Source organism: Caulobacter sp. Root487D2Y (assembly GCF_001427165.1).
In the GTDB taxonomy this organism is placed as follows: domain Bacteria; phylum Pseudomonadota; class Alphaproteobacteria; order Caulobacterales; family Caulobacteraceae; genus Caulobacter.
Map to the genome: position 1 here is coordinate 470,588 of NZ_LMFD01000009.1, position 22,392 is coordinate 492,979.

Annotated in this window: 20 protein-coding genes; 13 read left to right on the top strand and 7 right to left on the bottom strand. The window is 69.1% G+C overall.

Annotated features, from left to right (window positions below; genetic code table 11):
- The first annotated feature begins 63 nt into the window (after positions 1 to 63).
- The 10 genes from ccoN (at position 64) to rnk (ending at position 9,798) form a co-directional block, all read left to right on the top strand.
- Positions 64 to 1,737, top strand: a complete 1,674-nt coding sequence (gene ccoN, locus ASD38_RS09745) for a cytochrome-c oxidase, cbb3-type subunit I (protein ID WP_056442346.1) — start codon at positions 64 to 66, stop codon at positions 1,735 to 1,737.
- A 10-nt stretch (positions 1,738 to 1,747) separates the two neighbouring features.
- Positions 1,748 to 2,491 (top strand): cytochrome-c oxidase, cbb3-type subunit II, encoded by a 744-nt coding sequence (gene ccoO / locus ASD38_RS09750; RefSeq protein ID WP_056442349.1) that lies wholly within the window; start codon positions 1,748 to 1,750, stop codon positions 2,489 to 2,491.
- Between the two features lie 4 nt (positions 2,492 to 2,495).
- Positions 2,496 to 2,654, top strand: coding sequence for a cbb3-type cytochrome c oxidase subunit 3 (locus tag ASD38_RS09755; protein WP_056442351.1), 159 nt, complete (start codon positions 2,496 to 2,498; stop codon positions 2,652 to 2,654).
- On the top strand, positions 2,654 to 3,520 hold the full coding sequence (gene ccoP / locus ASD38_RS09760) for a cytochrome-c oxidase, cbb3-type subunit III (RefSeq protein WP_056459593.1): 867 nt from the start codon (positions 2,654 to 2,656) through the stop codon (positions 3,518 to 3,520). The genes ASD38_RS09755 and ccoP overlap by 1 nt, the downstream gene beginning before the upstream one ends.
- 5 nt (positions 3,521 to 3,525) lie before the next feature.
- On the top strand, positions 3,526 to 5,031 hold the full coding sequence (gene ccoG / locus ASD38_RS09765; protein WP_056442357.1) for a cytochrome c oxidase accessory protein CcoG: 1,506 nt from the start codon (positions 3,526 to 3,528) through the stop codon (positions 5,029 to 5,031).
- Positions 5,031 to 5,537 (top strand): FixH family protein, encoded by a 507-nt coding sequence (locus ASD38_RS09770; protein WP_056459596.1) that lies wholly within the window; start codon positions 5,031 to 5,033, stop codon positions 5,535 to 5,537. Before ccoG ends, ASD38_RS09770 begins: the two co-directional genes overlap by 1 nt.
- Positions 5,534 to 7,711 (top strand): heavy metal translocating P-type ATPase, encoded by a 2,178-nt coding sequence (locus tag ASD38_RS09775; protein ID WP_056459599.1) that lies wholly within the window; start codon positions 5,534 to 5,536, stop codon positions 7,709 to 7,711. The genes ASD38_RS09770 and ASD38_RS09775 overlap by 4 nt, the downstream gene beginning before the upstream one ends.
- Positions 7,708 to 7,878 carry a cbb3-type cytochrome oxidase assembly protein CcoS gene (ccoS, locus tag ASD38_RS09780; protein ID WP_056442365.1) on the top strand — a complete coding sequence of 57 codons (171 nt, stop codon included), beginning with the start codon at positions 7,708 to 7,710 and terminating at the stop codon, positions 7,876 to 7,878. Before ASD38_RS09775 ends, ccoS begins: the two co-directional genes overlap by 4 nt.
- A 243-nt stretch (positions 7,879 to 8,121) precedes the next feature.
- On the top strand, positions 8,122 to 9,048 hold the full coding sequence (locus tag ASD38_RS09785) for a transporter (RefSeq protein ID WP_162250238.1): 927 nt from the start codon (positions 8,122 to 8,124) through the stop codon (positions 9,046 to 9,048).
- A gap of 351 nt (positions 9,049 to 9,399) precedes the next feature.
- A complete protein-coding gene (gene rnk, locus ASD38_RS09790; protein WP_056459601.1) occupies positions 9,400 to 9,798 on the top strand; it encodes a nucleoside diphosphate kinase regulator in 399 nt (132 codons plus the stop codon).
- Here rnk and ASD38_RS09795 read toward each other — a convergent pair.
- Positions 9,795 to 10,958: an alpha/beta hydrolase family protein gene (locus ASD38_RS09795; protein ID WP_235523805.1), complete on the bottom strand. Its 1,164-nt coding sequence runs from the start codon at positions 10,956 to 10,958 to the stop codon at positions 9,795 to 9,797. The two genes, rnk and ASD38_RS09795, sit on opposite strands and share 4 nt — an antisense overlap.
- Before the next feature lie 105 nt (positions 10,959 to 11,063).
- On the opposite strand from ASD38_RS09795, the gene ASD38_RS09800 reads away from it, so the two are divergent.
- Positions 11,064 to 11,750 carry a VOC family protein gene (locus ASD38_RS09800; RefSeq protein WP_056459606.1) on the top strand — a complete coding sequence of 229 codons (687 nt, stop codon included), beginning with the start codon at positions 11,064 to 11,066 and terminating at the stop codon, positions 11,748 to 11,750.
- Here the strand turns inward: ASD38_RS09800 and ASD38_RS09805 are convergent.
- Together ASD38_RS09805 and ASD38_RS09810 are read right to left on the bottom strand one after the other, a co-directional pair.
- Complete coding sequence (locus ASD38_RS09805) at positions 11,747 to 12,100, bottom strand: ArsR/SmtB family transcription factor (RefSeq protein ID WP_056459611.1); 354 nt, start codon at positions 12,098 to 12,100, stop codon at positions 11,747 to 11,749. The genes ASD38_RS09800 and ASD38_RS09805 overlap by 4 nt on opposite strands.
- Complete coding sequence (locus ASD38_RS09810; RefSeq protein WP_056459612.1) at positions 12,087 to 12,533, bottom strand: SRPBCC family protein; 447 nt, start codon at positions 12,531 to 12,533, stop codon at positions 12,087 to 12,089. Before ASD38_RS09810 ends, ASD38_RS09805 begins: the two co-directional genes overlap by 14 nt.
- Positions 12,534 to 12,684: 151 nt before the next feature.
- Between ASD38_RS09810 and purU the strand changes: the two genes are divergently transcribed.
- Both purU and ASD38_RS09820 read left to right on the top strand, forming a co-directional pair.
- The gene (gene purU, locus ASD38_RS09815; protein WP_056459705.1) at positions 12,685 to 13,554 is read left to right on the top strand and encodes a formyltetrahydrofolate deformylase; all 870 of its coding nucleotides are present in this window, start codon (positions 12,685 to 12,687) and stop codon (positions 13,552 to 13,554) included.
- Between the two features lie 59 nt (positions 13,555 to 13,613).
- Complete coding sequence (locus ASD38_RS09820) at positions 13,614 to 14,489, top strand: amidohydrolase family protein (RefSeq protein ID WP_056442380.1); 876 nt, start codon at positions 13,614 to 13,616, stop codon at positions 14,487 to 14,489.
- Positions 14,490 to 14,502: 13 nt separating this feature from the next.
- On the opposite strand, the gene ASD38_RS09825 is transcribed toward ASD38_RS09820, so the two are convergent.
- The 4 genes from ASD38_RS09825 to ASD38_RS24995 form a co-directional block, all read right to left on the bottom strand.
- Positions 14,503 to 15,306: an HvfC/BufC N-terminal domain-containing protein gene (locus tag ASD38_RS09825; RefSeq protein ID WP_056459614.1), complete on the bottom strand. Its 804-nt coding sequence runs from the start codon at positions 15,304 to 15,306 to the stop codon at positions 14,503 to 14,505.
- Positions 15,299 to 16,186 carry an MNIO family bufferin maturase gene (bufB, locus tag ASD38_RS09830; RefSeq protein ID WP_056459707.1) on the bottom strand — a complete coding sequence of 296 codons (888 nt, stop codon included), beginning with the start codon at positions 16,184 to 16,186 and terminating at the stop codon, positions 15,299 to 15,301. The genes ASD38_RS09825 and bufB overlap by 8 nt, the downstream gene beginning before the upstream one ends.
- An 8-nt stretch (positions 16,187 to 16,194) precedes the next feature.
- Positions 16,195 to 18,183, bottom strand: a complete 1,989-nt coding sequence (locus ASD38_RS09835) for a ferritin-like domain-containing protein (RefSeq protein ID WP_056459616.1) — start codon at positions 18,181 to 18,183, stop codon at positions 16,195 to 16,197.
- 136 nt (positions 18,184 to 18,319) lie between these two features.
- Complete coding sequence (locus ASD38_RS24995) at positions 18,320 to 21,499, bottom strand: M10 family metallopeptidase C-terminal domain-containing protein (protein WP_056459619.1); 3,180 nt, start codon at positions 21,497 to 21,499, stop codon at positions 18,320 to 18,322.
- Between the last annotated feature and the right edge of the window lie 893 nt (positions 21,500 to 22,392).

Consider the following 22,392-nt stretch of genomic DNA (forward strand, 5'->3'; position numbering starts at 1 on the left):
CAAGGCCGGGCCGCGCGAGGTGCGCAATCTGCACCCGGGCAGTCCAAGCGACTTCGGGAAATCATGACAACGCCATCGGACCTTATCGGCCAGGGGCCGCACACCGCCAACGCGCACCTGGCCCCTCCGGGGGGATCCAGAGGGCTGCTCGTGTTCTGCCTGATCTCGGCCTTCGCCGCGGTGATGGGCGCCGGACTGACGCAGGATCCGATCTTCCGGCTTCACGCCGGCATCGTCGCCCTGGCCGCCATGCTCGGCGCCTTCGTGCTCACGGGCAAGCTGGCGGGGGGGACCCTGCTGGATGAGCCCGACCGCTACGCCGACGGCGTGATCAAGGCCGGCGTGATCGCCACCATGTTCTGGGCGGCCGTGGGTCTGCTGGTCGGGGTGGTGATCGCCTGCCAGCTGTCCTGGCCCCGGATCTTCTATTTCCCCGAGGCCGGGTGGCTGAACTTCGGCCGGCTGCGGCCTGTCCACACCTCCGGGGTGATCTTCGCGTTCGGCGGCAACGCCCTGATCGCCACCTCGTTCTGGGTCGTGCAGCGCACCTGCCGGGCCCGGCTGGCCGGCGGCATCGCGCCCTGGTTCGTGTTCTGGGGCTACCAGCTGTTCATCGTCCTGGCCGCCACCGGCTATCTGGCCGGCGCCACCCAGAGCCGCGAATACGCCGAGCCCGAATGGTACGTCGACATCTGGCTGACTCTCGTCTGGGTGACCTATCTGCTGGTGTTCCTGGGCACGATCTGGAAGCGCCGCGAGCCGCACATCTACGTGGCCAACTGGTTCTACCTGGCCTTCATCGTCACCATCGCCCTGCTGCACCTGATCAACAACGCCGGCGTTCCCGTCGGCCCGCTGAACCACAAGTCCTACGGCGTGTTCTCCGGCGTCCAGGACGCCCTGGTCCAGTGGTGGTACGGCCACAACGCCGTCGGCTTCTTCCTGACCGCCGGGTTCCTGGGCATGATGTACTACTTCGTGCCCAAGCGCGTGGAGCGGCCGGTCTACAGCTACCGGCTGTCGATCGTCCACTTCTGGTCACTGATCTTCATCTACATCTGGGCGGGCCCCCACCACCTGCACTACACGGCCCTGCCGCAGTGGGCCCAGACCCTGGGCATGACGTTCTCGATCATGCTGTGGATGCCGTCCTGGGGCGGCATGATCAACGGCCTGATGACCCTGTCGGGCGCGTGGGACAAGCTGCGCACCGACCCGGTGGTGCGGATGATGGTGGTCGCCATCGCCTTCTACGGCATGAGCACCTTCGAAGGCCCGGTGATGTCGATCCGCGCGGTCAACGCGCTGAGCCACTACACCGACTGGACCATCGGCCACGTGCACTCCGGCGCCCTGGGCTGGGTCGGCTTCATCAGCTTCGGCGCCGTCTATTGCATGGTGCCGTGGCTCTGGAAGAAGCCGGCCATCTACTCCAACAAGCTGATCGAGTGGCACTTCTGGCTCGCGACCGTCGGCATCCTTCTCTACATCGCCGCGATGTGGGTGTCGGGGATCATGGAAGGCCTGATGTGGCGTGAGTACACGCCCCAGGGCTTCCTGGCCTACAGCTTCATCGAGACGGTCTCGGCCAAGCACGTCGAGAACGTCATCCGGATGGTCGGCGGCCTGATGTACCTCTCCGGAGCCCTGATCATGATCTTCAACCTGTGGCGCACGGTCGCATCGACCTCCGCCGAGCCCGCGGTCTCGGCCGCGCCCGCTCCCGCGATCGCCTGAGGACCCCGCGATGTCATTCTGGAAGCACCACGCCAAGTTCGAGCGTCACTCCCTGTGGCTGGTCGTCGGCGTCCTGATCGTCGTGTCGATCGGCGGCCTGGTCGAGATCGCGCCGCTGTTCTGGCTGCAAGGCACGATCGAGAAGGTCGACGGCATGCGGCCGTACACGCCGCTCGAGCTGGAAGGGCGCGACATCTATGTCCGCGAGGGCTGCTATCTGTGCCATTCGCAGATGGTCCGCCCCCTGCGCGACGAGGTCGAGCGCTATGGCCACTACAGCCTGGCGGCCGAGAGCATGTACGACCACCCGTTCCAGTGGGGCTCCAAGCGCACGGGCCCGGACCTGGCCCGGGTGGGCGGAAAATACTCCGACGCCTGGCACCGTGACCACCTGAACGATCCGCGCTCGGTGGTCCCGGAGTCGGTGATGCCGCCCTACCAGTTCCTGTCGAACGCCGAGCTCGACTACCGCGACCTGGTCGACAAGATGCGGGCCCAAAGGACCGTCGGCGTGCCCTACACCGACGCGGAGATCGCCAACGCCAAGGCCGATCTGGAGGCCCAGGCCGATCCGTTCTCGACCGGCGCGGTCGCCCTGCGCAAGCGCTACGGCGCCAAGGTGGTCAATCGCGACTTCGACGGCGATCCCGACAAGATCACCGAAATGGACGCCCTGGTGGCCTACCTGCAGATGCTCGGCACCCTGGTCGACTTCAAATCCTACAAGGCCCAAGCGCCCGAGAACCAGAGGTAGCGGCATGACCTACGAAACCGTCGCCCGCATCGCCCAACAAGGCGGCCTGATCTACTTCGGCCTGATCTTCCTGGTCGGCGTGGGTTTCGCCCTCTGGCCGTCCAAGGCCGCCGAATACAAGCGCGCCGCGCAACTACCGCTGGAAGACGAGGAGCTGCGCTGATGGCCGACCGCGAAACCGACGACGTCACCGGCACCGAGACCACCGGCCACGAGTGGGACGGCATCCGCGAACTGGACACCCCCCTGCCGCGCTGGTGGCTGTGGGTCTGGTACGGCAGCATCGCCTTCGCGATCGTCTACTGGATCCTGATGCCGGCCTGGCCGGGCGTGCACGGCTACACCAAGGGCCTGCTGCATCACTCCGACCGGGCCGATGTCGCCAGCGACCTTCACGCCCTGGACATCCAGCGCGGGGCGGGCGCGGGCATGATGCGCAAGGCCAGCCTCGACCAGATCGAACAGGATCCCAAGCTGCAGGCCTATGCCCAGCAGGTCGGCCAGTCGGTCTTTGGCGACAACTGCGCCACCTGCCACGGCGTGGGCGGCACGGGCGGCAAGGGCTATCCGAACCTGCGCGACGACGTCTGGCTGTGGGGCGGCTCGCTGCAGGACATCCAGCACACGATCACCGTCGGCGTCCGGTCCGGACACCCAGGCCAACGCCTGTCGCAAATGCCGGCGTTCGGCCGCGACGAACTGCTGCCGCCCGCCACCGTCAGCGACCTGACCGAATATGTGGTCAAGCTGTCGGGCCGGCCGGCCGACGCGGCGGCCGCGGCGAGGGCCGCGCCGGTGTTCGCCGAACAATGCGCCAGCTGCCATGGCGTCGACGGCCGCGGCATGCAGTCGGTCGGGGCGCCCAACCTCACCGACGGCGAATGGCTGTACGGGGCCGACCGCACCGCCATCCGGGGCCAGATCCATGCCGGCAACGGCGGCGTGATGCCCACCTGGGAAAGCCGCCTGAGCCCGGAGACCATCAAGGCCCTGGCGGTCTACATCCACGCGAACGCGGGCGGTCAGTAGGGGTCATGCCCACGCTCATCGACAAAACGCCGCCCAAGTCCCCGCCCAAGTCCTACGCCTCGACGGCGGTCTCGGCCGCCGCTCGGGCGAAGGCCAAGGGCGACGCGAAGGGCGGGCTCTACAAGCCTCGCGAGCCGATCTACCCGAAGCTGGTCCACGGCCGCTGGCGAACGGTGAAGTGGGCGGTGCTGATCGCCACCCTGGCGGTCTATTACATCACGCCCTGGATCCGCTGGGCGCGGCCCGGCGACCTGCCCCAGCAGGCGGTCCTAGTGGATTTCACCGGCCGCCGTTTCTACTTTTTCGACATCCAGCTGTGGCCGCAGGAAGTCTACATCTTCACCGGCCTGATGGTGATGGGCGCGCTGGGCCTGTTCCTGGTCAGCGCCTTGTTCGGCCGCCTGTGGTGCGGATACACCTGCCCACAGACCGTCTGGACCGACCTCTACATCGTGGTCGAGCGCGCGTTCGAGGGCGACCGCAACGCCCGCATGCGCCTGGACGCCCAACCCCTGTCGTTCAACAAGCTCTGGCGCAAGACCGGCAAGCACCTGACCTGGCTGGGCATCGCCTTCGGCACCGGCGGCGCCTGGATCTTCTATTTCCACGACGCCCCGACCCTGATCCGCACCTTCTGGATCGGACAGGGCGCGATGACGGCCTATGTCTCCTGCGCCCTGCTGACCGCCACCACCTACATCTTCGCCGGATGGATGCGCGAACAGGTCTGCACCTACATGTGCCCCTGGCCGCGCATCCAGAGCGCCATGCTGGACGAGCACTCGCTGCAGGTGGCCTATCTGCGCGACCGCGGCGAACCCCGAGGCGCGCACAAGAAGGGTCAATCCTGGGAAGACCGAGGCGACTGCATTGACTGCAACCAGTGCGTGGTCGTGTGCCCGATGGGCATCGACATCCGCGACGGCAGCCAGCTGGAATGCATCAATTGCGGCCTCTGCGTCGACGCCTGCGACGACATCCTGGGCCGGCTTGGGCGGCCGACCGGGCTGATCGCTTATGACTCCGTCGACGCCGTCGCCGCGCGCGCCAACGGTCAGAAGGCGGTCTACAAGCTGGTTCGCCCGCGCACCGTCTTCTATGCGTTCGCCCTGGCCGTGGTTTCGGCCCTGACCCTTTGGGCCCTGATCGGCCGGCCCGAGGCCGAGCTTCATGTCATCGGCGACCGCAACCCGGTCTTCGTCCGCATGCACGACGGGGCGGTGCGCAACGGCTATACCCTGAAGATCGCCAACCGCACCTTCGCCGACCACCGCTTCGAGATCGTCTTCTCGGGGATCGAGGGCGTTCGCCTCAGCCAGCCCGGGCGAGCGGCGGGCGCCAGCATCGGCGTGGTCGTGCCCGCCGACCAGGTGGTGGCCGTGCGGGTGTTCGTCACCGCGCCGCCGAACGACCTGCGTCCGGCCAGCCTTCCCGGTCGCTTCGTCGTCCGCTCGGGCGACATCGAGTCCAGCGCCAAGACCGTCTTCCTTTCCGGAGCCGCGAACCAGTAATGAGACCGGCCGTCCCCTCCCCCGCCCCACCCGCCGCCCCGTCCGTCAAGGGACAGATCACCGGCAAGCACGTCCTGATCGGGGTGGTGCTGTTCTTCGGCCTGGTCGTCGGCGTGGACGCGTTCTTCGTCGTGAAGGCCTACAGCACCTTCTCCGGCCAGGTCGCCTCCAACCCCTACGAGGCCGGGCTGGCCTTCAACCGCACCCTGGCCCTGCGCGAGCGGGAGGCGGCGCTGGGCTGGACGGCCGAGGCGGCGGTCCCCAGGCCGGGCGTCGTGGCCCTGCGGATGAAGGACAAGGTCGGACGGCCGCTGTCTACCTTGTCGCTGACCGGAACCCTGGAGCGGCCCGCCACCGAGATCGGACGCCAGGTCCTGGTCTTCACCCCGACCGGCGACGGGTGGTACCAGGCCGGCGCCAGGTTGGACGGCGCCTGGGACCTGCGCGCCACGGCCCGAAACGCCCAGGACCAGTTCGAGATCGAAACCCGGCTGGTGGGCCAATGAGCCAGAGCCTCGCCGTTCCGCGCGACCTTGAGGCGTTCGTCCACCGCGACGCGGCGGGCAAGGGTCGCCTGGAGCTGCTGGTCAGCGGCGCCCGCTGCGCGGCCTGCATCGGCAAGATCGAGAAGGCCGTGGTCTCCGTGCCTGGTGTCGAGAGCGCGCGCCTGAACCTGACGACCGGCAAGTTGGCGGTCGATCTGGGGGTGAATTCGGCTGATCCCGACCGAGTGGTGGAGATCGTCGAGGAGCTGGGCTACCGCGCCTGCCTGTTCGACCCGACCGAGGCGGCCGCCGCCCAGGACCGCGAGGGACGCGAGCTGGCCGTCGCCCTGGGCGTGGCGGGCTTCGGCGCCGGCAACGTGATGATGTTCACCGTGCCGGCCTGGGCGGGCCTGTTCGGCCAGGAGCTGAACGCCTCGACCCTGACGGTGATGTACTGGCTGGCCGCCATCGTCGCGACCCCGTGCGCGCTGTTCGCGGGCCGCCCGTTCTTCCGATCGGCCTGGGCGTCGCTGCGGCGCGGCAAGGCCAATATGGACGTGCCGATCTCGATCGGGGTGATCCTGACCCTGATCGTCAGCTTCTCCGAGACGATCCTGGGCGGGCGGCACGCCTATTTCGACGCGGCGGTGACCCTGCTGTTCCTGCTGTTGATCGGCCGCTATTTGGACCACCGCCTGCGCGCCAACGCTCGGTCGGCGGCCCGGGACCTGCTGGCCCTGCAATCGCCCGTGGCGGTCCGCCTGGAGGGCGGGATCGAGCGCGGCGTGCCGGTCGCCGAGGTGCGGGTCGGCGACCGCGTGGTCGTCGCGCCCGGCGAGCGCGTTCCGGTCGACGGCCGGGTCGAGGCCGGCGTCTCCGAAATCGACAACGCCCTGATCACCGGTGAGACCGCCATGGCGGCGGTCGGCGTCGGGTCGACCCTGCACGCGGGCGCCTTGAACCTCACCGGTCGCCTGGTCGTCGTCGTCACCGCGCGCAGCGAGGACTCCACCCTGGCGGCGATCGCTCGGCTGATGGAGGCCGGCGCCCAGAGCCGCTCGGCCTATGTCCGGCTGGCCGACAAGGCCGCCGCCCTCTACGTGCCGATCGTGCATTCGGCGGCGGCCCTCACCTTCGTCGCGTCCTGGGCTCTGGGCCTGGGTCCGCGCGAGGCTCTGCTGCGGGCGGCGGCCGTGCTGATCATCACCTGCCCCTGCGCCCTGGGCCTGGCCGTGCCAGCGGTGCAGATCGCCGCCAGCGGCCGGCTGTTCCGCAAGGGCGTGCTGGTCAAGTCCGGCGCGGCGCTCGAGCGCCTGGCCGAGGTGGACTACATCGTGCTCGACAAGACCGGCGTGCTGACCGAAGGCCAGCCTCGGCTGATCGGCGCGTTCAACCATCTGGTCGCCATGGCCGCGCCCCTGGCGCGCGCCTCGCGCCATCCGCTGGCCCGGGCCCTGGCGGCGCAGGCCGGGGTCGGCCTGGTCGCCAACGACTGCGTGGAGACGCCCGGACAAGGCGTTGAGGGCCTGATCGACGGACGGCGCGCGCGCCTGGGCCGCGCGTCGTTCGTCGGCGCCGCCCAGGGCGCGCGGGAGACCGAGCTGTGGTTCAGCTTCATCGACGACGACGTGAAGATCCGGTTCGCCTTCGAGGACCAGCCCCGCGCCGACGCAGCGGCCGCCGTCGCCGCGCTCCGCGCCCTGGGGCTGGGCGTCGAGATCCTGTCCGGCGACCTTGAAGAGCCGGTGGGCCAGGTCGCGCGGGCCGTCGGCGTTCAGAACTGGCGCGCGGGCCTGACGCCGATCGAGAAGGCCGCCGCCATCGATCGGCTGAAGGCCGAGGGGCGCAAGGTGCTGATGGTCGGCGACGGCCTGAACGACGCCGCCGCCCTGGCCAGGGCCCATGCCTCCATGGCCCCAGGCGCCGCCGTCGACGCGGCCCAGAACGCCGCCGACCTGGTGTTCACCGGCGACGAACTCGGCGCGGTCGCCCAGGCGATCACCGTCGCGCGCACCGCCCGTCGCCGCGCCCTGGAGAACTTCGCCTTCTCCGCGCTCTACAATCTCATCGCCGGTCCGGCCGCCATGCTGGGACTGATCAATCCGTTCATCGCCGCCCTGGCCATGTCCGGATCCTCGATCACCGTCCTGCTCAACGCCGTGCGGCCCGCCCTGGGCGAAAGGCGGAGCCGTTGAACATCCTTCTCTTCCTCGCGCCGGCCTCGCTGGCGCTCGGCGCCTTGGGGCTGGCCGCCTTCCTCTGGACCATGCGGTCGGGTCAGTACGAGGACCCCAAGGGCGACGCCGAGCGCATCCTCTACGACCATCTCGAAGATCGTCCGCCGACCGCCAAACCCAAGTAACCCGATCGGGCGACGCCACCGCTCTTCCCTGGTCGCCAGTTCGCCTTCGCGAACGCTAGGGGCTTTCCCCGTTTGCCTTGAGACCAATCCCGGATCGCCGCCGGGATATGCCTGATTGTGAAGACGCCGCGGCGGTCGACAGTGATCCGCGTCCCGAGACTTCGGCGAAAGGCGTCCGCATGACCGCGCACCATGGCCCCGCGCCGCCTTGTTCCCGTGACCTGGCCAGGTGAGCCGGGAGCCGTGCGCGCTCGCCGCTCGATTCAAGGCCCGGCTTTGGCGGCGCTCGCGCTGTCGGCCTGGGCGTCGCTGACCGGCGCGGCCGCCGCCCAGGACCTGGAGCCGCGCGCCTATTCCCCGTCGCCGGTCGGCGCGACCTTCGTGGTCGCCGGCTACGCCCATTCCAGCGGCAAGATCGCGTTCGACGCGGGGGCGCCGATCAACAACGCCCAGGCCGACCTCAATCTGGCCACCGTGGGCGTCAGCCATGTCTTTGGCCTGGCTGGGCGCCAAGCCAGCGTGACGGCCGCCCTGCCCTATGTGTGGGGCGACGCCAGCGGCGATGTCGGCGAGTCGAGACGCGCGATCACCCGCTCGGGCCTGGGCGATCTGCGGCTCAGGGTCGGCGTCCTGCTGATCGGCGGCCCGGCGCTTTCCAGAAAGGCGTTCGCCGTCCGCAAACCCTCGCCGATCCTGGGCGTCAGCCTGCTGGCCGTCGCGCCGACCGGCGAGTACATGCCCGACAAGCTGGTCAACATCGGCGCCAATCGCTGGGCGTTCAAGCCGGAGGTCGGCGTGTCCTTTCCCATGGGACGCTGGCAGGCCGACGCCTATGCCGCGGTCTGGCTCTACACCGACAACGACGACTTTCTGGACGGCAAACGGCGCGAACGCGACCCGATGGGCGCGTTCCAGGGTCACCTCAGCTACACTTTCCGCCCCGGGCTGTGGGCGGCGGTGAACGGCACCTACTACCAGGGCGGCGCCACGACGGTGGACGGGGTTCGTGACGGCAACCGCCAGGAGAACGCCCGCGTGGGCCTGACGCTGTCCGTGCCGATCTCGCGCACCCAATCGATCCTGTTCACCGGCAGCGAGGGCGCGCTGACCCGGTTCGGCGGCGACTTCACCACCTTCGGGATCAGCTGGCGGGCGTTGACCTTCAACTGAGGCGGCGCGCCCTCCGATTTGACATCGGGGCGCCGCGTCCCCATCTGACAGTCACCGAGCGCGATCCGATCGCGCCGGACGCCTGACCACAGGCTTCTCGTCTCCAAGTCCGCGCTCAGCGCCAAACGCTTGGAGCCACAGGGAATTTCCCCGCCATGCCCTTTTCAGATCGGCCGTAGGACGGCCAGCGTCGGCCTAGGCCACGCACGATCCTGACCAGGGCGGCGGCTTCTCTCCGAAGCTCGCGGTCTTCATGAAACGCCAGCGCCAAACGGCGAGCGTTCGCCGAGCCCCACGCGGCCCCGCGCTTCGAGCGCCGGCCAGGGCTCAAGACACATCCAGAAAGCCACTATGAATACCCAAACCCAATCCACCCAGGCCCCGCCCGCGATCTACGTGACCGAGGCCGACTTCGAGATCCTCTCCAACCTGGCCGACGCCGCCGGCCGCGCGCCGGGCGGCCGCGTCCTGGCCGAGGAAATGGCCCGCGCCATGATCGTCGAGCCCAATGAGCTGCCGCGCCCGTTCGTGCGCATCGGCTCGCGGGTCCAGTTCCAGGACCTGTCCAACGGCCAGACCCGCGCCGTTCGCATCAGCCTGCCGCGCGACGCCAGCATCGACGACAACCGCATCTCGGTGCTCAGTCCGGTGGGCGCGGCCCTGATCGGCCTGACCGCCGGCGAGGCCTTCCACTGGACCGACCCCGAAGGCCGGGCGCGCGGCGTCCGCGTGCTGGCGGTCCAGGACTAGAACCCCCGCTCGCCCAGCCATCCCTCCACCGCCGCCACCGCCGCCGGCAGCAGGTCCGGGCGTTCGATGTAGTAGTGGTCGGCGTCCTTGATCTCGACATAGCGCTTGTCGGCGCAGCCCAGGGCGTCGAACAGGCGGCGAGCGTGGCTGGGGGTGCAGGCGAGGTCCGCCGTGTTGCTGATCACCAGGGCCGGACAGCTGATATTGGCCGCGTTCAGCACGCCGTTGGCCCGGCTCTCGTCATGGCTCCATTGCGACAGCCACGAGCGCAGCGTGGTGAAGCGGGCCAGGCCCACGGGCCCGTCGTTGGCGATGCGCGGATCGCCCAGATAGCAAGTGCGCGGCCGACGGTCGGACGGATCCTGGGTCGGATCGGTCCAGCGCACGTCGCACATGGTGCCGTACACCACGAACGGCCGCTCCATGTCCGGGTCGCGGGCCTTCAGCGCCGTCAGGGTCTCGCGGACCCGGGCGGTGATGCGGCGGTTGCGGGCCAGCTGGGCGTGGCGGAACACGGTGACGAACGCCTCGTCATAGGGCGGCTGGTGCGGGCAGTTGGGCGCGTAGATGTCCAGGGCGGGGTCGCGGTCGAAGGGCCGGTCCTCGTCCAGGATCGAGGGATCCAACCATTCGGTCAGGGTCACCGAGCGGCTGATGTGGGCGGCCAGCAGCATCACCCCGTCGGCCGGTTGCAGTCCCGCCCCGACCAGGTCGACCGGGTCGCCGGCCGGGGTGTGGGTGATCGTCGGCCGCTCGGCCTGCTCCTGGTAGAACAGCGACAGCGAGCCGCCGCCCGACCAGCCGCCCAGGATCACCTTGCCATAGCCGAACCGGGTCTTCAGGTCGGCGATGCAGGCGCCCAGATCCAGGACGCACTTCTCCAGGATCAGGGCCGTGTCGTTGCCGCGATAGCGGGTGTTGCAATAGACGACGTGCCGCCCGGCCCGGGCCAGGGCGGTGACCAGCGGCAGGAACGCGCCGCCGCCGATCGGGTGGCTGAACAGGATCACGGTGTCGGAGTCGCCGACTTCGGGCCGGATGCGCATGCACTCGACGAACACCTGGCCCTCGGGACCGCCATAGGTCTCCTTGAGGCGGGAGGTTTCGGCATAGGCGTAGCCGTAAGGCTCGCGGACGATGCGCATCGAACCACTGGTCACTTGCCGCCCCTTACGTAACCTCGTTATTTCAAGCCTCAAGGACAGGAAATTGTCCCCGGGGAAGTCAAGGCCGCCCCCAAACCCCTTCGAGGGAGGACCGCCGCCATGGCGCAGCATCCGACCGGCATCCACCACCTGGCCTTCATGGCCGGCGACATCAAGAAGCACATCGCCTTCTTCAGCGAGGTGATGGGCTGTCCGCTGGTGGCGCTGTTCGACATGCACGGCGTGCCGGGAGGCCTGCACGCCTTCCTGCGAATGAACGACCACAGCTACTTCTCGATCGTGCAGCTGCCCGACGTCGACAAGATCCCCGTGCAGCTGGGCGTCACCCATGCCGGCAACGGGGCCCTGCCCAGCGCGCCGGGCACGCTGCAGCACCTGGCCTTCCGGGCCGACAGCGAACAAGAGCTGCTGGCGATGCGCGACCGCATCCGCAGCCACGGGATCAACGTGCTGGGCCCGATCGACCACGGCATGTGCCGCTCGATCTATTTCGCCGGCCCCGACCAGATGACCCTGGAGGTCGCCGCGCCGGGCGAGCCGATCGACCCGGCCCGCTGGGTCGATCCCGCCGTTCTGGCCAAGGCCGGCATCAGCCCGGAGGAGGCCGCCCGCTTCAAGGCCCCCGCCCCCTATGACGGCCCCTCGCCCGTGCCGCAGCCGGCCTATGCCGAGGACAAGCCGCACATGGCCTATCCGAAAAAGGCCTATCTGCAGATGCTGGCCGCGCCGGACGCGGTGATCACGGCGTCGGCCTCGTATGCCGAGCCGCCGGTGAAGGCCCTCTAGTCGGCGTCCTCCACGAACGCCTTCAGCCGGCCCAGCGTGTCGTCCCACTGGCGGGAGACGCCGTCGAGATAGGCGCGCGCCTCGTTCAACGCCTCGCGCCGCGCGGCGAAGCGGCTTTCGCGGCCGACGCGCAAGGACGCCACCAGGCCGGCGTCCTGCAGCACGTGCAGGTGCTTGGTGATCGCCTGACGGGTCAGGGCGGTGTCGGTCGACAGGGCGGCGATCGACCGCGCCTGGCCGTCGCCCAGCTTGCTGAGCAAGGCCAGGCGCGTGCGGTCGCCCAGGGCCGCGAAGACTTGGGCCGCGAAGATCGGCGTCGGGTCGAGGGCGGCGGGCTCAGGATTCAACATGGGCCTTGATGTTCTGGACCTGCTGCGTCCAGCCCCCGTCGTTCATCCGGAAGGCTTCCTCGCGGCGATGGGCGGGGACCTTGTCGAAGCCGGACTCGATGATCTTCAGCCGGGTGCCGGCCCCGGCCGGTTCGAGCAGGAACTCGACCAGGGTGGGCTCCTCCTTGCTGTAGTCGACGTCGGGATCGATCCCGTAGGGATGCCAGGTGAAGGCGAAGCGCTTGGGCGGTTCGATGGCCGCCACCCTGGCCTTCCAGGTCACGTGCTCGTAGCCCGGATGGGTGATCTGGCCCCGCGCCTCCTGGCCGACGACGAACGGCGCTTCCAGGTCGACCTTGAACCAGGTCCCGAATTCCTTGTGGTCGCTGACAGCGCGCCAGACGCGCTCGATGGGCGCGTTCAGCTCGATGGTTTTTTCGATGCGATCGGTCATGACGGCAACCTCCTGGTTGCCTATTGATGACTCCACGAAGACGGAAAGGCAACCGCTTAGTTGCGATATGGAATGAAGGCCCGCTTTTTGTAAAAGCGCTGTGAGAACAATGCGGCTTGGTCGCACGGCCCAGGTCGACTACGACCCTGCCATGGACGCCAAGACCCCCGCCGAACGCTACATCCTGATCCTGCAGTGCCCCGATCGTAAGGGCGTGGTCGCCGCCGTGTCCGGCTTCCTGGCCGACAACGACGCCTCAATCGTCGAGAGCAGCCATTTCAACGACGGCCTGGCCGACCAGTTCTACATGCGCACCGTGTTCCGGCCCGACGGCGCCATGCCGGGGATCGACGACCTGCGCCGCGGCTTCGAGCTGATCGCCAAGCGCTTCGGCATGACCTGGGCCCTGCATGACGCCAACGCCAAGCCCAAGGTGCTGATCGCCGTCTCCAAGTTCGGCCACTGCCTGTTCGACCTGCTGCACCGCTGGCGCGCGGGCCTGCTGCCGGTCGAGATCGTCGGGGTGATGTCCAACCACGAGGACATGCGCTCGTTCACCGAGTGGAGCGGCCTGCCCTACTTCCACCTGCCCACCACCAAGACCAACAAGGTCGAGCAGGAGGACGCCTTCCTCAAGCTGGTCGATGACCTGGAGGTCGATCTGGTGGTGCTGGCCCGCTACATGCAGATCCTGTCGCCGGCCCTGTGCGCGCGGCTGTCGGGGCGGTGCATCAACATCCACCACTCGTTCCTGCCCAGCTTCAAGGGCGCCAAGCCCTATCACCAGGCCTTCGAACGCGGCGTGAAGATCATCGGGGCCACGGCCCACTACGTGACCACCGACCTGGACGAGGGCCCGATCATCGAACAGGGCGTCCACCGCGTGGACCACAGCCACACGCCCGACGACCTGGTGACCCTGGGCCGCGACGTCGAGTGCACCGTGCTGGCCCGCGCGGTCACCTGGCACGTCGAGCATCGCGTGCTGATCGCCGGGGCGAAGACGGTGGTGTTCGACTAGACCCTACCTATATCCCAACCTTCACCGAGCGCGGTTCACGCGACATGAGGGGGTACGGCATGGGTAGGATCGGAATCGCGGCGCTGTCGGCGCTGCTGCTGGGCGCGAACCTCTCACCCGCCCAGGCCGCCGAGCACTACACCGGTCCGATCATCGACACCCACGCCCATCTGCGCACCAACGACGGCAACGGCCTGTCGGCCAGCCATCCGATCGGCACGGCCGAGCTGCGGGCGCTGGACCAGGCGGCGGGCGTTCAGCAAAGCGCCCTGATCGTCATCGCCCGGCAGGGCGACATGGCCGCCACCCGCGCCCTGAACGACGCGGCCATCGCGGCGGCCAAGGCCGATCCCCAGCATTTCTATGTGATCGCCTCGGTGCATCCGGCCGACGGCGACGCGGCCCTGGCCGAGCTGGACCGCCTGGCCAAGCTGGGCGTGAAGGTGATCAAGCTGCACCCCAACACCCAGCGGTTCGACGTCGCCGATCCGGCCGTCGCCAAGGTAACGGCCAAGTGCGGCGAGCTGGGCATGGCCGTACTGTTCGACAGCTTCAATCCGCTCGACGCCAATGAACTGGGCAAGCTGCTGATGCTGTCGCTGCGGCAGCCCAAGACCAACTTCATCTTCGCCCACATGGGCTTCACCCAGTTCCGCGACGTGCTGACCCTGTCCACGCTGCGCAAGCTGGGCATGGGCGGCAATGTCTGGCTCGACATCTCGGCCATCGGCACGGCCTATGCCGGCTCGCCCGTGCAGCCGGAACTGGTCTGGACCCTGCGCCAGCACGGCGTAGACCACGTGCTGATGGGCTCGGATTGGCCGGTCGACACGCCCGCCACGGCCATCGCCGCCGTCCGCGCCCTGGGCCTGACCGCCGACGAGGAGCGGCTGGTCCTGCACGACAACGCCGCCAAGCTGCTGGGGCTGAATTAGGGTCCGGCCGCCATTAGCCGGCCGCCACAAGCCCCAGTCCCGCCGCCACCGGCAACCACAGAGCCAGGTCGGCGATCACCGCCCCGGTCTCGCGGCCGCTGGCCTGGGCCGCGCGGGCGGCGGCGGCGTGGACGTCGGCCCCCTCCTCGCCCAGGGCCTCCAGCCAGGCATGCCGCCAGGCCGGCAGGGCGTGGACGGCGACGCGCCAGCGGCTGCGGGCCACCGCGACCGGTGTCGGGCAAGGCGGCGGCGGGTCGATCGGCCCGCCCCGGTCGACGGCGGCCAGCACCGGTCCCGGATCGAAACCCAACATCAGAAGCCGCACGCTGTCGGGCCGCCTCAGCCGCGCGCCCGGGGTCAGCAGCAGGTCGGCGGCCAGGGCCGGTCCGGCCAGGCGCTCCACCCCGACCCCGCGCTGGGCCTCGGCCCGGGCTCGGTCCAGACGGGCGAAGTCGGCCGGCAGGGCCGAGAGCGCGGCGGGACCGTCGTCGCCGGCCGGCCGGGTGGCCTCCAGATAGTCGGCGAAGTCCGCGCCCAGGCCGTAAAGGCTGGGGTCGGTCGACGGCCGCGCGGCGACATAGCCGGCCGCGAACAGCTCGAACACCTGCTCGCCGGCCAGGGCCCGCAGGCAGGGGAACTCGGCGACCAGGCACTCCATCAGCCGCGCGCGGTAGCCGCGGGCGTAGAGCGACAGGCGCTGGGCGGCGGTCAGGCGTTCGTCACCGACGATCACCGCGTCCAGGTCCGGCGGCGCCGCCCGGCCCAGGATCGCGCCCTGCATCCAGTGCTGCAGCCCGGTCAGGTAGGGATCAGCCAAGCGCGCGCACCGCTTCCATGGCCGGTCGCCAACCCTTCCGCGCGTCGGCCGCCTTGGCCAGCTCGGCCAACAGTTCGGCCCAGGCCGGGATGTTGGCGTCCCATTCCAGCAGGGTCGAGACCCCGCCGGTCCGCGCCTGGACCTGGGCGTAGAGCGGCCAGACCGCGTCGGGCACCGGGGCGTCGTGGGTGTCCATCAGATGGGTGCCGAAGTCGCTGGGCCCGGCCAGGTGCACCTGCACGATCCGCTCGGCGGGAATGGCGGCGACGTAGGCGGTCGGGTCGAAGCCGTGGTTGAAGGCGCTGACATGGACGTTGTTGACGTCCAACAGCAGGCCGCAATCGGCGGCCTCCGCCAACCGGGCCAGGAACTCCCATTCGGGCATCTGGGACGAGCGGAACTCCAGGTAGCTGCTCGGGTTCTCCAGGATCAGCGGCCGGCCCAGGCGGTCCTGCACGGCCTTCACCCGATCGATCACGTGGGCCAGGGCGGCCTCGGTCAACGGCAGAGGCAACAGGTCGTGGGTGTTGATCCCCGCCACCCCGGTCCAGCACAGGTGGTCCGAGATCCAGGCCGGCCTGATGCGGTCGGCCAGGGCCGCCAGCCTATCCAGATAGGCGGCGTCCAGCGGATCGGCCCCGCCGATCGACAGCGACACCCCGTGCATCACCACCGGCCGGTGGGCGGCCACCACCTCGAGCACGTGGGCGGCGTAGCCGGCGTGGTCGAGGAAGTTCTCGCTGATCACCTCGAACCAGTCGACACCCCAGGCGGTCGGGGCGGTCGCCATCAGGTGCGGGAAATGCGGTTCGCGCAGCCCCACCCCGTCGCCCAGATTGGGCAGGCCGAGACGGGGCGCCAGCGATCGTGAACCTGCCATCGGGGCCATCAGGTCGAGGGCGGGAAGACGAGGCGCAGATTATCCGGGCCCGGAGGATCGGCCGGAACCGTTTTGCCCCGATGCTCCATCACCGCCTGATAGGCGCGATAGGCCACGTCGTGCACCTTCTCGCCGCGCTGGTAGAGCATCGGATCGCCGAACGCCACGGACTGCCAACCGTCCTTGCCCTGACTGTTCTCCACGAAGTCGTACAGCTGCATCTGGCCGGTGTTGGGGAACACCTGGGAGGCCGAGATCGGCACGGCGCAGCCGCCGAACCCGCCGCATCGGTTGTCGCTGGGGGCCGAGTACAGCTTCTGGGGCGGCAGGCCGCAGCCGCCGCTGGCGCCGGGTCCGGCGCAGCCGCCGCCGAAGCCGCGCGTCACCACGGCCGAACCGCAGTTGCCGCCGCCGCTGATCGGCTGAACGAAACCGCAGCCGCCCTGGGCGTGGCAGTTGTTGGAGCCGCGGCAGGTGTGGAAGATCTCGACGGCGGCGCAGGCGTTGTCGCCCGCCCCGTCCAGGTCCAGCGCCTGACACGAATGGTACAGCTTGCCCGGCTTGGCCGGATCCAGGCCGATCGACAGGTCGGGCGTCATGCCCAGCACCGCCCAGGCGATCGACATCCGGTCGCCCGAGCCGGCCATGGACGGGAACGGGAACAGCACCGGCCCGGTGGCCGGCGGGTTCCAGTAGTCATTGAGCACGGTGGTCACCCCGGCGATCGCCCCGATCACCGCCTGGCTGAGCAGCTTGTGGCTCTCGGCCCGGGCCGAGGGCTCGTTCAGGGCGTTCAGCGCCGTCGCCAGTTCGTCGGGGGTCGGCAGCTTGAGGGGGTTGGACGGATCGTAGTCCGGCCCCTGCAGTTCCTTGGCCGTCCAGGCCTTGTTCTTCTCCAGCCACATCGGCCAGGTGACGACCTGGGGCAGCAGCTCCGCCACCTTCTTGAAGCGCTCGTAGTGATCCATCGGATCGTTGTCGGACCTCGCCACGGCGTCGGCCGACGGGATCTGCGTTCCCGCGTCGTCATAGCTGGGATAGTCGGCGCGCAGGGCGGTGTTCGACGGCTGGTACTTCGGCTTGACCGCCTGCAGCAGCTGGGGCCGCCGCTGGATCTCGCTGCCCTCGCCCTGGTCGGTGATGGCGTCCATCATCGAGATCATCTGCTCGAAGGCGATGGCCTGGTCGGTGGTGGCGATCGTGGTCTCGAAGCCCATGAACTCCCGCATCGGGTGGCCGGGCGAGGAGAAGCTGTTGAACAGGTCGTTCTGCACGGCCGTGGGCGTGAACATCAGGTCCCACAGGGTGGAGCCGTCGCTGTAGGTCAGGCTCAGATAGTCGTAATAGCACTGGTACATCCAGCCGATCGTGCCGAACCGCGGCAGGGGCTGGCCGGGCTTCCAGTCGGCGAAGGGCGCCTCGGGAAAATAATCCTTCTCCTTGCCCTGCTTGATGTTGGCGCGGGCGTCGGCCTCGGGCTGCTCGATGGCGATGAACAGCCGCAGCAGGGTGTCCGACAGCGGCCCGACATTCACCGGCACGTCCTCGTGGTGGATCGTGTCCTTCAGGTCGATGATGTTGGGAATGACGCTGTTGGCTGGGCCGTAGCAGGTCCAGCCGTGGCGATCGTCCTGCAGGGCGGTGTCGGTGAAGTTGGGGCTGACGCCCAGCACGGTGGCCATGTTGGCGGCCATCTGCAGGTGCAGCATCTCCTGGATGAACACCGAGAAAACCAGGTTGAAGGCCTGGTCGTTGGCGGTCACCGGATTGGCCGAGGTCTTGGATCCTGGCCAAAGCCGGCCCTGGTAGAAGTCGTTCCCCTGCCCCGTGATCGCGTGCATGCCCTGGATCGAGTAGAGGCTGGTCATGTAGAGCGGGATCGTGAACAGCTCGACGTCGACCGCCGCCTGGGCGATGGCCCGCAGGGCCGCCTTGTCTGTCTTCTTGAGCGCGGGATCGCGGGGCGCCTGAGCGCTGGCGCTGAGGGTGCGGGTCACGGCGTCCTCCGATCTGAATCCGGCGAGCGCCCGTCGAGGGGCTGCCGGCGCGACCGGGACGACTCGACCCGATCGCCCACATCTTAGGTTGCGACGCCGTCAGATCAATACTTCAGATTGATCTGACGGCGGGCGCTTACAGCAGGATGTCGGCCGAGGTGAGCGTGCCGGTGACCTGCAGGGCGATCATGAAGTCGGCCACCCCGTCGCCGTTCACGTCGCCCGAGACGTGGTGGTAGCCCGAGGCGTCCGGCGCGGCGATGATCAGCTGGCCCGCCACGTTGGAGAAGCTGGTGACGACCGAGAAGGCGTCGTTGGCGCCGGTGCCCGAATTGGCGTCGATGCCGGTCAGGTCCAGCTTGTCGGCCTCGGCGTGGCTGAAGTCGAAGATCAGATCCGTGGCGATCGGCGAGCTGTCCGCCGGAGCGTTGTAGACGAAGGTGTCCGCCCCCGCGCCGCCGAGCATGAAGTCGGCCCCGCCGGCGCCGACCAGGATGTCGTTCCCGTCCATGCCGTAGAGGATGTCGTTGCCGGCGCCCGCGATCAGGGTGTCGGCGATATCGTGGCTGGTGCTGTCGCCAACCATCGTGAAGGCTTGGGTGGCCCCGCCGCTGGCGATGACGTCGGTGGCCTTCAGCGTGGTGCCCGCGACCGTGATCACCGACTGGAAGTTCCCACTGGAGTCGGGGGCCGAGTAGATGAAGGTCGTGCCCCCGAAGCGCGCGATGGTGACCTTGCCGCCGTCGATCGCCGAGATGTCGATCTTGTCCTGGTCGGGGGTGAAGTCGATCACGCTGTCGTAGGCGCTGAAGTTCGAGTTCGAGATGGAGTCGTAGCGGAAGGTGTCATGCGCGGCGCCGCCGTACATGATGTCGGCGCCGTCGCCGCCGGTCAGGGTGGAGTCGGTCGCGCCGCCCACCAGGACGTCGTCCCCGCCGCCGCCCGACAAGCTGTCGACGCTGACGCCGGTGCCGCCATGGCTTCCGTCGTCGCCGAACATCGAGAACTTGACGCCATTGCTGACGAGCAGGTCCGAGGTCCTGATGTCGCCGAACACCTGAACGACGCTCGAGTTTCCAAGCGCGCCAAAGTAGATGAACGTGCTGGCCCCGAACCGCGCGAGGATGACGATGCCGTCGTCGGCCGCCCTGAGGTCCAGCTTGTCCTGGCCGGTCTGGAAGTCGGTGATCACATCCCAGTGCAGGATGGGCGATTCGCCGTCGTCATAGACGAAGGTGTCGAGCCCCGCCCCGCCGGTGAGGGTGTCGCCGCCGCCGGCGCCGCGGATGGTGTCATTGCCGCCCGACCCGTTGATGGTGTCGCGCCCCGAACCGCCCGTCAGGATTTCGCCGGCGGCCGACCCGTTGATCGTGAAGCCGAAATTGGCCACGCCGGTGACGATGTCGGTCACCTCCAGGCCCTGGCCGAGAGACTTGATCTGGCCCTCCGCCGTGCCGTCGCCGTTTGTGTCGATGGACAGGACCTTGTTGGTCCCGTCCGTGGTCAGGGTCAGCTCGGTCGTGCCGGTGATCAACGGGGTCAGCCGCAGCGTGTCCACGCCGTGGGCGAAGTCGGTGATGGTGTCGAAGGCGGCGATCGTGCTGTCGCTGACCGCTTCGTAGGCGAAGACGTCCGCCCCGCCGGCGCCCGTCAAGGTGTCGGCGCCGCCCTTGCCCGTCAGGGTGTGGGCCGAACCGTCGCTGATCAGGATGTTGGCGTTGGCGTCGCCGGTGGCCGAGCCGGTGACGGTCACCGTCAGCTGGGCCGTCGCCGAGGCGCCGGAAGGATCCTTGATCGTGTAGTCGAACTTGTCGGTCACGACCTGGCCGACGACCAGGCCTTCGTGGTCGGCCACGTAGCTGTACGTCCCGTCCGGATTGATCGTCAGCTTGCCGTTGGCGCCGTTCACCACCGTGCCCCCGCCCACGACGGGCTGGTCCACGTGGGTGGCGTTGTAGGCGACGTTGGTCACCGTCAGCGACGCGACGGTGTTGTCGATGTCGCCGTCATTGGTGCGCACCGAGCCCGTGACCGTCAGGCGCTGCGTCACCGCATTGGCGTCGTTGGCGGCGGTCGGCGCGTCGTTGACGTTGGCGACCGCCGCGGTGACGGCGCTGGTCTTGCTTTCCGGCGTGCCGTGCAGGTCGGTGTAGGTGGTCACCACGCGGATGGTCGCGCCGACGTCGGCGTCGCCCAGCGTATAGGTCGCCAGGTCGGTCCCGACATTCGTAAAGCCGCTGCCGGTGTTGCGCTGCCACTGGTAGTGCAACGGGCCCAGCCCGTCGGCGTCGGCGAGGGTCGAGGTGTTGGCCGTCAGGACCTGGTCTTCCGCGACCGTGCCGGTGATCGTCACCGCGCCGGCCGGCGCGTCGTTGATATTGACCACGGCCGCGGTGGCGCCGCTGGTTTCGCTCTCGGCCGCGCCCTGGCCGTCGGTGAAGCTGACGGTCACGCGGACCTGGGCGCCGACGTCAGGGTCGCCCAGGGTGTAGGTCGCCTGATCGGTTCCGACATTGACGAAGCCGCCGCCGATGACGCTGCGCTGCCACTGATAGTGGAACGTGCCCAGGCCGGCGGGGTCGGCCAGGGCCGAGGTGTTGGCGGTCAGGACCTGGTCTTCTGTCACCGTGCCGGTGATCGTCACCGTCCCGGTGTGCGGACCGTTGGGCGGCAGGACCGTCGCCGTGGCGGCGCTGGTCACCGCCTCGGCCGTGGCGTGCTGGTCGACATAGCTGGTGACCACCCGGACGACGGCGCCGATGTCGGTGGCCGTGAGCGTGTAGGTCGACTGGTCGGCCCCGACATTGACGAAGCCCGAGCCGGCATCGCGCTGCCACTGGTAGTGCAGCGCGCCCAGCCCGTCGGCGTCGGCCAGGGTCGCGGTGTTGGCCGTCAGGATCTGGCCCGAGAACGCCGAGCCGGTGACACTGACACCGCCGGTCGGGACGTCGTTGACGTTGGCGATGGCGGCGGTGGCCGAACTGGTCGCCGACTCGGCGAAGCCCTGCTGGTCGGTGTAGCTGACCACCACCCGGACAATGCCGCCCACGTCGGAGTCGCCCAGGGTGTAGGTCGACTGGTCGGCGCCGACATTGACGTAGCCGCCGCCGATGTCATGCTGCCACTGGTAGTGCAGCGTGCCCAGGCCGTCGACGTCGGCCAGGGTCGAGACCGCCGTCAGCACCTGGTCCTCGGTCGGCGTGCCGGTGATGCTGGCGCCGCCGGTGTGCGGGTCGTTGACCCCGGCGATCGACGCGGTGGCCGAGCTGGTCACCGCCTCGGCCGTGCCCTGCTGGTCGGTATAGCTGACCACCACCCGGACCGTGCCGCCGACATCGGGGTCGCCCAGGGTGTAGGTCGCCTGGTCGGCGCCGACATTGACGAAGCCGCTGCCGACGTTGTGCTGCCACTGGTAGTGCAGCGTGCCCAGGCCGTCGAGATCGGCCAGGGCGGCGGTGTCGGCCGTCAGGATCTGGTTCTCGGTGGTCGTGCCGGTGACGCTGACGCCGCCGGTCGGGGCGTCGTTGACGTTGGCGATGGCGNCAGGCCGTCGACGTCGGCCAGGGTCGAGACCGCCGTCAGSACCTGGTCCTCGGTCGGCGTGCCGGTGATGCTGGCGCCGCCGGTGTGCGGRTCGTTGACCGCGGCGATGGCGGCGGTGGCCGAGCTGGTCACCGCYTCGGCCGTGCCCTGSYSGTCGGTGTARCTGACCACCACCCGGACCGTGCCGCCGACATCGGGGTCGCCCAGGGTGTAGGTCGCCTGATCGGTTCCGACATTGACGAAGCCCGAGCCGACATTGTGCTGCCASTSGTAGTGCAGCGTGCCCAGACCGTCGAGATCGACCAGGGCGGCGGTGTCGGCCGTCAGGATCTGGTTCTCGGTGGTCGTGCCGGTGATCGACACGCCGCCGGTCGGGGCGTCGTTGACGTTGGCGATCGACGCGGTGGCSGARCTGGTCGCCGACTCGGCGAARCCCTGCTGGTCGGTGTAGCTGACCACCACCCGAACAATGCCGCCCACGTCGGAGTCGCCCAGGGTGTAGGTCGACTGGTCGGCGCCGACATTGACGAAGCCCGAGCCGACATTGTGCTGCCACTGGTAGTGCAGCGTGCCCAGGCCGTCGACGTCGGCCAGGGTCGAGACCGCCGTCAGSACCTGGTCCTCGGTCGGCGTGCCGGTGATGCTGGCGCCGCCGGTGTGCGGGTC